Origin of the sequence: Jatrophihabitans sp. (assembly GCF_051960575.1) — a bacterium.
Lineage (GTDB): Bacteria > Actinomycetota > Actinomycetes > Mycobacteriales > Jatrophihabitantaceae > JBQCEE01.
Window position 1 is genome coordinate 1 of the sequence record NZ_JBQCEE010000026.1, and the last position, 7,842, is coordinate 7,842.

Consider the following 7,842-nt stretch of genomic DNA (forward strand, 5'->3'; position numbering starts at 1 on the left):
CACGACCGTGTTCCCCACCGGGCCGCGCTGCTCGCCGTCGACGCGCAGCAGCGGCCGGCGTGCGGGCGGCTCGTCGGCGGCGAAGTGGAACGTGGTGAGCGCGTTCATGCGCGGCACCGGGATGCCGGCCAGCGCCGCCGCCTCGACCCCGCCGGTGGCCACGACGACGACGCGCGCGGCGACCGATCCGGCCGGGGTGTCGACGCCGTCGGCGCGCACGCGCTCGGCCGGGCAGGACAGGAACAGCGACCCCGGCGGCAAGTGCGACGCGAGCTGGTCGGGCACCGCCTGCACGCCCACCGCGGGCACCGACGGGCGTCCGCGGACGAAGACGCGGATGAGCAGCTCGCCGTACACCGACGACGTGCGCAGCTCGTCCTCGCCGAGCACCCCGGCGAGGAAGGGACGCAGCACGGTGTCGGTCAGCCGACCGAGCCGGCGCCGGGCCAACCGGTCGGCCAACGGCTCGTCCGCCTGCGTCTTGACGCGCGCCACCGGCCCGAAGGCCGCCGCCCCGGCCCACGCGGCGAACGCCGCCTTCTCGCGCAGCGACCCGACCGGTGAGCGCATCGACGACAGGGTCGCCGACGGCATGCGGCGCGGGTCGCCGAGCACGGTGAGCCGGTCACCGAGCCGTACCCCGACGCCGGCGTCGAACGCTCGCAGGTCGAGGGCGTCGAGGTCGAGGTCGGCCTTCGCCCGCGGGTAGGCCGGGTTGAACTGCTGGAAGCCGCGGTCGAGCCGGAAGCCGTCGACGAGGTCGGTGCGGACGCGGCCCCCGACGCCGTCGTCGGCCTCGAGCACGACGACCTCGCGCCCGGCCGCGGCGATCGCGCGGGCGGTGGTCAGCCCCGCCAGCCCCGCCCCGACCACCACCACGTCGACCTGCGTCGGCAGTGCCACCATGACCCCACCCTAGCGTCCGTACCTGTGTTCTAATGAGGCCGTGGCGAGCATGGCGGTGCACCTGACCCGGCCGCCGCACAACGTCCGGCTCGAGGCGTGGGGACGCGCCGATGACGGTTGGTGGGGCTGCGTCACCTGGCGCCAGCGCGTCTTCGCCCGCGGTGTGCCCGACGAGCTCGCCATCGCCGCCTGGGTGCCGGCGGGCGCGATCACCCGTCCGGCGTGGTCGCAACCGGTCGAGCTGCCACGCGTCGAGCTGCCCGCGTCGCGGCGGTCGTGGCCGGCGCCGCCCGGCTGGCCCTACTGGTACGCGGGCCTGTGGCCCGACGGCCCGGTGCCGTTGCCGCCCGGGGTCGAGCTGCTGCAGGGTCCGGCCTGGCGGCCGCGCCGCTGATCGGCCGCGGCGTCGGTCGGCGTGCCGGTCGTCAGCGGGCCGGCGCGGCCGAGGCGAGCCGTGCGAACTCGTTCGGGTCGTGCGCGCTGAACACCGTGACGTCGTCGGGCAGGGCGGCGAGGGTGCGGTGGCCGGCCCGCATCAGCCCGTGGTCGACGGCGACGAGGTACTCGAAGCCGGTGAAGAACAGGCCGCGCCTGGTCCGGCGCGGCTCACCGCTGACTGCGGACGCGCGGCCCAGCACCGACGGGTGGAAGTACGCGTCACCCGCGTGCAGCAGCCGCCCGGCGTCGGTCTGCACGGCGACGGCGACGTGCCCGCGGGTGTGGCCGCCGACCGGCACGAGCGCGAGGTCGGCGTCGACGCCGTCGAGCGGGCGGGCCGCCGGCAACCCGCACCACGGCTCGCCGTCGGGCGTGTAGGTGACGACCGTCGGGTCGTGCGCCCACTGCGGCGACCGGTAGCGCAGCCGTTCGCGTGCCGTGGGGTGCTGCGCGGCCTGCCACTCGGCAGCGGCGACGTGCACGCGGGCGTGCGGGAAGTCGGACAGCCCGCCGATGTGGTCGAGGTCGAAGTGCGTCGCGACGACGTCTCGCACGTCGGACGCCGAGAACCCGAGAGCCTCGACCTGGCGGATCGCCGTCTCCGCTTCGTCCAGCTCCGCGCCGAGCACGCGGCCGAAGGGGCCGAGGCGGCGTCCCGGCTCGCGGACGTCGGCGAGGCCGAAGCCGCTGTCGACGAGCACCAGCCGGTCGGCGGTCTCGACGAGCAGCACGTGGGCGACGATCCGGCCGCCCGGGGTGTGCATGGTGCCGCAGTTCAGGTGGTGCACGCGCATCGCGCCACGGTAAGGGGATTGGCGCGACCGCGCCTGCGGGAAGGCGTCGGGTGTGTCCAGCCCCTCGTCGCCGATCGCTCCGGCCGACTCGCGCGTCAGCGTCGTCATGATCACCCGCGACCGCCGCGAATCGGCCGCGAACGCCGTCGGGCACCTGCTGCGCCTGCCCGAGCGGCCGCCGATCGTGGTCGTCGACAACGCCTCGACCGACGGCACGGCCGAGCACCTCGCGAAGTTCGACGGCGTGAGCGTCGTGGTCGCGGGCCGCAACCTGGGCTCGGCCGGCCGCACCATCGGCGTCGAGCGGGCCACCACGCCCTACGTCGCATTCGCCGACGACGACAGCTGGTGGGCGCCCGGAGCGCTCGCCCGCGCCACCGAGATCCTGGACGCGCACCCGCGGCTCGCGGTGCTCGTCGCGCGCACCCTGGTCGGGCCCGCCGAGCGCGCCGACCCGATCGACGCCGAGCTCGCGTCCGCCCCGTTCGGCACCGACCCGGACCTCCCCGGCCCGACCGCCGTCGGCTTCCTGGCGTGCGCCGTCGTGGTGCGCCGCTCGGCGTTCCTCGCCGCCGGCGGGTTCCACCAGCGCTACGGCGTCGGGGGAGAGGAGACGCTGCTCGCCCTCGACCTGGTGCGGCAGGGCTGGGGCATCGCCTACGTGCCCGAGGTCGTCGCGCACCACCACCCGACGCCCGGCCCCGAGCGAGCGGGCCGGCGCGTGCGGCAGTTGCGCAACGATCTGTGGACGGTGTGGCTGCGCCGCCGCTGGCCCGCCGTCGTGCGCACCACCGCGGACGTCGTGCTGCGCGCCCCGCGCGACGCGATCGCCCGCGACGCCCTGCGCGAGGCCGTCGCCGGACTGCCCTGGGTGCTGCGCCAGCGCGAGCCGCTGCCCCGCCCACTCGACGCGCTGCTCGGCTGACCGTCTCGCGGTGTCTCGGGACAGGGGTGACACCGCGCCTCCGCCCGGATCTTCATGGCCACGATCGCCTGGGCCTCGGTGCGGGCATCAAGATCCGGGGGGGTTACGAGCGGACGAGGCGGGCGATGGCGTCCGCCGCCTCCTTGACCTTCGCGTCCGCCTCGGGGCCGCCCTGCTGCGCGGCCTCGACGACACAGCCCGCGAGGTGCTCCTCGAGCAGATTGAGCGCCACCGACTGCAGGGCCTTCGTCGCCGCGCTCACCTGGGTGAGGATGTCGATGCAGTACTGGTCGTCCTCGACCATGCGGGCGATGCCGCGCACCTGGCCCTCGATGCGCCGCAGCCGCTTGAGGTGCGCGTCACGGTTGGCCGAGTACCCGTGCATCGGTCGCCTCCACAGTCGAACCAGGAATACCCTCGGGGGGTATGCTGGCAGCGTAGCAGCGAGCGAGGAGCGGACATGAGCGAGAAGACCTACACCGTCACCGGCATGACCTGCCAGCACTGCGTCGACGCGGTCACCAGCGAGGTGAGCGGGGTCGCCGGCGTCGACGCCGTGGCCGTCGACCTCGGCACCGGCAACGTCACCGTGCAGGGCGAGGGCTTCAGCGACGACGAGATCGCCGCCGCGATCGACGAGGCCGGGTACGCCCTTGCCTGACGCCCCGTCCGCCGAGCGGTCCGCCCCCGACTGGGCGTCGCTCGACCTGCAGGTCGGCGGCATGACGTGCACCGCCAGTGCGGCGCGCCTCGAGAAGAAGCTCAACCGGGTCGAGGGCGTGCAGGCCTCGGTCAACTACGCCACCGAGCAGGCCTCGGTGCGCTACGACCCGCGCCTCGTCGGCCCCGACGACCTCGTCGCCGTCGTCGAGCGCACCGGCTACTCGGCGCAGGTGCCGGCGCCCCCCTCAACAGACGTCGAGACGACGGCGACGCCGGCGGACGAACTGGCCCCGCTGAAGCAGCGGCTGATCATCTCGGCGCTGCTCGGCGCGCCGGTGCTGCTGCTGGCGATGGTGTCGCCGCTGCAGTTCGACGACTGGCAGTGGCTCTGCCTCACCCTGGCCAGCCCGGTGGTCGTCTGGGGCGGCTGGCCGTTCCACCGCTCGGCCGCCCTCAATGCCCGTCATGGCGCGGCGACGATGGACACCCTCGTCTCGCTCGGCACGCTCGCCGCCTACGTCTGGTCGCTCGTCGCGCTCTTCTTCGGCGACGCCGGCATGCCCGGCATGCGCATGCGGTTCTCGTGGACGGCCGACGGCCGCAACAGCACCTACCTCGAGGTCGCCTCGACCGTCGTCGTCTTCATGCTGCTCGGCCGCTTCCTCGAGGCCCGGGCGAAGCGCAGTTCCGGCGCCGCCCTGCGCGCCCTGCTCGACCTCGGCGCGAAGCGGGCGAGCGTGCTGCGTGGCGGCGTCGAGCAGTCGGTGCCGGTGGACGAGCTGCGCGCCGGCGACATCTTCGTCGTGCGGCCCGGCGAGCGCATCGCCACCGACGGCGTGGTCGTCGCCGGCAGTTCGGCCCTCGCAGGCAGCATGCTCACCCGCGTACCCCTGCCCGGCGAGGTCGGCCCGGGCGACGCCGTCACCGGCGCGACCGTGAACGCCGGCGGACGCCTGCACGTGCGGGCCACGCGCGTCGGGGCCGACACCCGGCTGGCGCAGATCGCGCGGCTCGTCGTCGACGCGCAGTCGGGCAAGGCGCCCGTACAGCGGCTCGCCGACCGCATCGCCGGCGTCTTCGTGCCCATCGTGCTCGCGCTCGCGACGCTGACACTCGTGGTCACCCTGGCCGTCGGCGACGACGCGAGCCGCGCGTTCACCGCAGCCGTCGCGGTGCTGATCATCGCCTGCCCCTGCGCGCTCGGCCTCGCGACCCCGACCGCGCTGCTCGTCGGCACCGGCCGCGGCGCGCAGCTCGGCCTGCTCATCAAGGGCCCCGAGGTGCTCGAGACGACGCGCCGCATCGACACCGTCGTGCTCGACAAGACCGGCACCGTGACCGCCGGACGCATGACCCTCACCGCCACCCACGGCGATCCGGCCGGGCTGCGCCTGGCGGCGGCCGTCGAGGCCGGCAGCGAGCACCCCATCGCCCGCGCGATCGTCGCCGCGGTGCCCGACCACCCGACGGCGACGGCCTTCGCCAGTACGGCGGGCCTGGGCGTGCAGGCGACCGTCGACGAGCAGGTGGTGACGGTCGGGCGGGGCCGCTTCGTCCAGACCGCCGGACTCGAGATCCCGCTCGACCTGCGCGCGCAGCAGGCGCAGGCCGAGCGCGACGGCGGCACCGCCGTGCTCGTCGGCTGGGACGGCCGTGTGCGCACCGTGCTCGTCGTCGCCGACACGGTGAAGCCGACCAGCGCGGCGGCCGTGGCCGACCTCCGCTCGCTGGGCCTGACGCCGGTGCTGCTCACCGGCGACAACCGCGCCGCTGCCGAGGCGGTGGCTCAGCGCGTCGGCATCGACGAGGTGATGGCCGACGTGCTGCCCGAGGACAAGATCGCCGCGGTTCGCCAGCTGCAGCAGCGCGGGCGGGTCGTCGCCATGGTCGGCGACGGCGTGAACGACGCGGCCGCGCTCGCGGCCGCCGATCTCGGCCTCGCGATGGGCGGTGGCACGGACGCCGCGATCGAGGCGTCCGACATCACCCTGGTGCGCGACGACCTGCGTGGGGGGGGGGGGGCCCACCCCCGCGCCCCCCGCACGCGTGCCACCCACCCCCGCCACCCGGTGTGGGGCTTGGCCTACAAAGTGGTGCTGATCCCCGTCGCGGCGTTCGGCCTGCTGTCCCCCCTGGTCGCCGGCGCGGCGATGGCGTTCAGTTCGGTGTTCGTCGTGACGAACTCGCTGCGCCTGCGGTCGTTCGGACGAGATCAGTCGCCCTCGGCCACCGCGTAGATCTCGTCGGCCACCAGCCCGTGCGCCTCGCGGTGCACGGTGTTCGCCGCCTCGGCGTCCGGCGCGTCGACGAGGCAGAAGATCTTGCCCTGCTGCTCGTCGACCCAGTAGCGCAGGTAGTGCACGCCGTGCGCGTCCTGGTGGGCCAGGTCGGCGGCGTGGGCCTGCGCGACGTCGTCCAGCGAGACCTTGTCGGTCATGTGGTGCACGTCCATGAACAGCGGCATGGCCGCCTCCCCTCGGTCCGTCGCGCCGCCCGCCGGCGCGCTGGGAGCAGTCCACCGCCCGCGACCCCACCCGGGCATCGGGAGGATTGCCCATGTTGGACGCAGGCGGCTCAGATGAGCTCGCGGGCGACGGCCGCCGCGGCCGCGCGGGCACGGGTCGGTTCGTCCAGCTTGCGCAGCACCGCCGACACGTGGTGCGCGACCGTCTTCTCGGACAGGAACAGCGCCGCGCCGATCTCGGCGTTCGACCGGCCGTCGACGAGCGGCCGCAGCACGTCGACCTCGCGCGCCGTGAGCGCGGCCGGGTGGTCGCGCGTCGTCGCCCTCGGCCCGCGGGGAACGGCCTGCCCACGCGCGCGCCGGTCGCGGCGCAGCGCGTCGGCCACCGCGGTCGCGCCGCACGCCTCGACCAGTTCGACCGCGCGCCGCGCGTCGTCGAGGTCGTCACTGCGGTTCAGCGCGTGCGCCGCCCAGAACGGGCAGTTCGACGCCAGCCAGCGCTCGGCCGCCTCGCGCGGCGGGGCGGTGAGCAGTGCGGCGAACGGGGCGGCGATCGGCGGTAGCTGCGGTGCGGCCGGCAGCCCGGCCACGTGCCGCCACCACGCCAGCTCGCCGAGCCGCCAGGGATCGGGTCGCGCGAGGGTGGTCGCCCATGCCGCCTCGAACGTGTCCGCGACGATCTCGGTGCCGGCGAGCCATGCCGCCTCGGCGAGGGCCGAGGCGATCGGCGCCAGCCGTTGCGACTCGCCGGTGCCGGCTGCCGACCGGGCCGCCCGCTCGAGCAGGTCGCCGGGATCGCGGCCGCGTCGCAGGTCGGCCAGGGCGGCGGCCGGCGCGGCGCCGATGAACGAGATCGTCGAGAGGTGGGGCGCGGTCAGCACGGTGGCCGCGGCGGTCGCCGCTTCGTCCAGGCGGCCCTGCTCGACGAGGCTCGTGGCCAGGCTCGCCGTCATGTACAGCCGCCACGAGTCGAGATCGCGCTCGGTGCAGTACGTGATGCCCGCCGTCAGCACCCGTTCGGCCTCGGCGTGGTGCCGCGTCATGTACGCCACCGACCCGAGGTTGGTGTACGCGCGGGCCGCGTGCTCGTGCTGGTCGTGTCGCACGGCCAGCTCGAGGCTGCGGTGCAGCAGGTCGCGTCCCTCGTGCGGACCGGTCGAGTACGCGAGCGCGGTGCCGACGTTGTTCGCGGCGTGCATCTCGACATTGACCGCGCCGAGCTCGCGGGCCATCGCCAGCGCCCGCCGTCCCCAGCGCACCGCCGCGATGGTGTCGTCGCGCAGCATCGCCAGCTGCGCCACGTTGCTGTAGGCCATCGCCAGCTCGGCGTCGGCACCGAGCGGTTCGAGCGTCTCCACCGCCAGCTCGGCGAACCGGCGGCTGTCGGCGTTGCGTCCCGTGAACCACAGCAGCCGCGACAGCCACCGCTGGGCGACGCCGACGGCACGGGCGTCGCCGTCGAGCACGGCCAGCTCGAGCGCCTGCCGACGCGCGGTGATCGCCTCGTCGAGCTGGTCGGTGAGGTAGCACTCGTACGAGAGCGCCTCGTAGAGGCCGCGGCGCACCGGGCCGTCGGTCGGCCGCGCACGCAGCGCGAGCCGCAGCCACTCGACCGCCGCGCGAGGCGCGCCGAGCGAGGCGGCCGCCGTCGC

Annotated in this window: 9 protein-coding genes; 4 read left to right on the forward strand and 5 right to left on the reverse strand. The window is 75.3% G+C overall.

Annotated elements, in window-relative coordinates; genetic code table 11:
* Window positions 1-906 (reverse strand): FAD-dependent oxidoreductase (locus ACTHMS_RS01105; protein WP_440304833.1); only part of this gene is annotated, 906 nt, incomplete at its 3' end.
* A 40-nt stretch (window positions 907-946) separates the two neighbouring features.
* Here ACTHMS_RS01105 and ACTHMS_RS01110 point away from each other — a divergent pair.
* Window positions 947-1,300, forward strand: a complete 354-nt coding sequence (locus ACTHMS_RS01110) for a hypothetical protein (RefSeq protein WP_440304834.1) — start codon at window positions 947-949, stop codon at window positions 1,298-1,300.
* Between the two features lie 31 nt (window positions 1,301-1,331).
* Here the strand turns inward: ACTHMS_RS01110 and ACTHMS_RS01115 are convergent, their stop codons facing one another.
* Window positions 1,332-2,138, reverse strand: a complete 807-nt coding sequence (locus tag ACTHMS_RS01115; protein ID WP_440304835.1) for an MBL fold metallo-hydrolase — start codon at window positions 2,136-2,138, stop codon at window positions 1,332-1,334.
* A 52-nt stretch (window positions 2,139-2,190) separates the two neighbouring features.
* Here ACTHMS_RS01115 and ACTHMS_RS01120 point away from each other — a divergent pair, with 52 nt between their 5' ends.
* Entirely contained in the window at window positions 2,191-3,063 is an 873-nt protein-coding gene (locus tag ACTHMS_RS01120; protein WP_440304836.1) for a glycosyltransferase family 2 protein, read from the forward strand.
* 103 nt (window positions 3,064-3,166) lie between these two features.
* Here ACTHMS_RS01120 and ACTHMS_RS01125 read toward each other — a convergent pair whose 3' ends face one another.
* Window positions 3,167-3,448: a metal-sensitive transcriptional regulator gene (locus ACTHMS_RS01125; protein ID WP_440304837.1), complete on the reverse strand. Its 282-nt coding sequence runs from the start codon at window positions 3,446-3,448 to the stop codon at window positions 3,167-3,169.
* A gap of 75 nt (window positions 3,449-3,523) precedes the next feature.
* Between ACTHMS_RS01125 and ACTHMS_RS01130 the strand changes: the two genes are divergently transcribed.
* On the forward strand, window positions 3,524-3,724 hold the full coding sequence (locus ACTHMS_RS01130) for a heavy-metal-associated domain-containing protein (RefSeq protein WP_440304838.1): 201 nt from the start codon (window positions 3,524-3,526) through the stop codon (window positions 3,722-3,724).
* On the forward strand, window positions 3,717-5,963 hold the full coding sequence (locus ACTHMS_RS01135) for a heavy metal translocating P-type ATPase (protein WP_440304839.1): 2,247 nt from the start codon (window positions 3,717-3,719) through the stop codon (window positions 5,961-5,963). Before ACTHMS_RS01130 ends, ACTHMS_RS01135 begins: the two co-directional genes overlap by 8 nt.
* Here ACTHMS_RS01135 and ACTHMS_RS01140 read toward each other — a convergent pair.
* Together ACTHMS_RS01140 and ACTHMS_RS01145 are read right to left on the reverse strand one after the other, a co-directional pair.
* The gene (locus ACTHMS_RS01140) at window positions 5,939-6,190 is read right to left on the reverse strand and encodes a DUF4242 domain-containing protein (protein WP_440304840.1); all 252 of its coding nucleotides are present in this window, start codon (window positions 6,188-6,190) and stop codon (window positions 5,939-5,941) included. The genes ACTHMS_RS01135 and ACTHMS_RS01140 overlap by 25 nt on opposite strands.
* A 110-nt stretch (window positions 6,191-6,300) precedes the next feature.
* A partial coding sequence (locus tag ACTHMS_RS01145) for a LuxR C-terminal-related transcriptional regulator (protein WP_440304841.1) occupies window positions 6,301-7,842 on the reverse strand: 1,542 nt, incomplete at its 5' end.